The organism is Pseudoalteromonas sp. 19-MNA-CIBAN-0066 (assembly GCF_040308705.1).
GTDB classification, from domain to species: Bacteria; Pseudomonadota; Gammaproteobacteria; order Enterobacterales; family Alteromonadaceae; genus Pseudoalteromonas; species Pseudoalteromonas nigrifaciens.
The window spans coordinates 1-1,331 of the sequence record NZ_JBEONZ010000085.1; the positions used below are offsets into that span (position 1 = coordinate 1).

1 rRNA gene is annotated in these 1,331 nt (G+C 50.4%); it reads left to right on the forward strand.

The annotated features are described in order from the left end of the window. Positions 1 to 1,331: ribosomal RNA gene (locus tag AAEZ18_RS18265) — 23S ribosomal RNA — on the forward strand; the annotation flags it as partial.

Below are 1,331 nucleotides of genomic sequence, written 5' to 3' on the forward strand. Positions count from 1 at the left end.
AGGTCCCAAAGTCATAGTTAAGTGGGAAACGATGTGGAAAGGCCCAGACAGCCAGGAGGTTGGCTTAGAAGCAGCCATCCTTTAAAGAAAGCGTAATAGCTCACTGGTCGAGTCGGTCTGCGCGGAAGATGTAACGGGGCTAAACTATGCACCGAAGCTGCGGATTTGAGCATACCACCCAAGCTATTTTGATTAACGTTGACAGCGCGAAGCGCACAACGTTCAAGCGTCACCCGAACGTGAGTCGGTGGTGATAAAAGATAGTTTCGGGGTATGCTCAAGTGGTAGGGGAGCGTTCTGTAAGCCGTTGAAGGTGACCCGGGAGGGTTGCTGGAGGTATCAGAAGTGCGAATGCTGACATGAGTAACGATAATGGGAGTGAAAAACTCCCACGCCGGAAGACCAAGGGTTCCTATCCCATGTTAATCAGGGTAGGGTAAGTCGACCCCTAAGGCGAGGCCGAAAGGCGTAGTCGATGGGAAACAGATTAATATTTCTGTACTCGATATAATTGCGATGGGGGGACGGAGCAGGCTAAGCAAGCATGGCGTTGGTAGTCCATGTGAAAGTGAGTAGGGCGTTTGTTTAGGTAAATCCGGACGAACACTAAACCTGAGACACGAGACGAGTCACTAAGGTGATGAAGTTGCTGATGCCATACTTCCAGGAAAAGCCTCTAAGCTTCAGATTATATGGAATCGTACCCCAAACCGACACAGGTGGTCAGGTAGAGAATACTAAGGCGCTTGAGAGAACTCGGGTGAAGGAACTAGGCAAAATCGTACCGTAACTTCGGGAGAAGGTACGCTCCTATCTGTGATGAGACTTGCTCTCTAAGCGGACGGGAGCCGCAGTGACCAGGTGGCTGGGACTGTTTATTAAAAACACAGCACTGTGCAAAATCGCAAGATGACGTATACGGTGTGACACCTGCCCGGTGCCGGAAGGTTAATTGATGGGGTTATCCTTAGGGAGAAGCTCTTGATCGAAGCCCCGGTAAACGGCGGCCGTAACTATAACGGTCCTAAGGTAGCGAAATTCCTTGTCGGGTAAGTTCCGACCTGCACGAATGGTGTAACCATGGCCACGCTGTCTCCACCCGAGACTCAGTGAAATTGAAATCGCAGTGAAGATGCTGTGTACCCGCGGCTAGACGGAAAGACCCCGTGAACCTTTACTACAGCTTGGCACTGAACATTGAACCTACATGTGTAGGATAGGTGGGAGACTTTGAAGCAGCGACGCTAGTTGTTGTGGAGTCAACCTTGAAATACCACCCTTGTAGTTTTGATGTTCTAACGTTGGCCCCTGAATCGGGGTTACGGACAGTG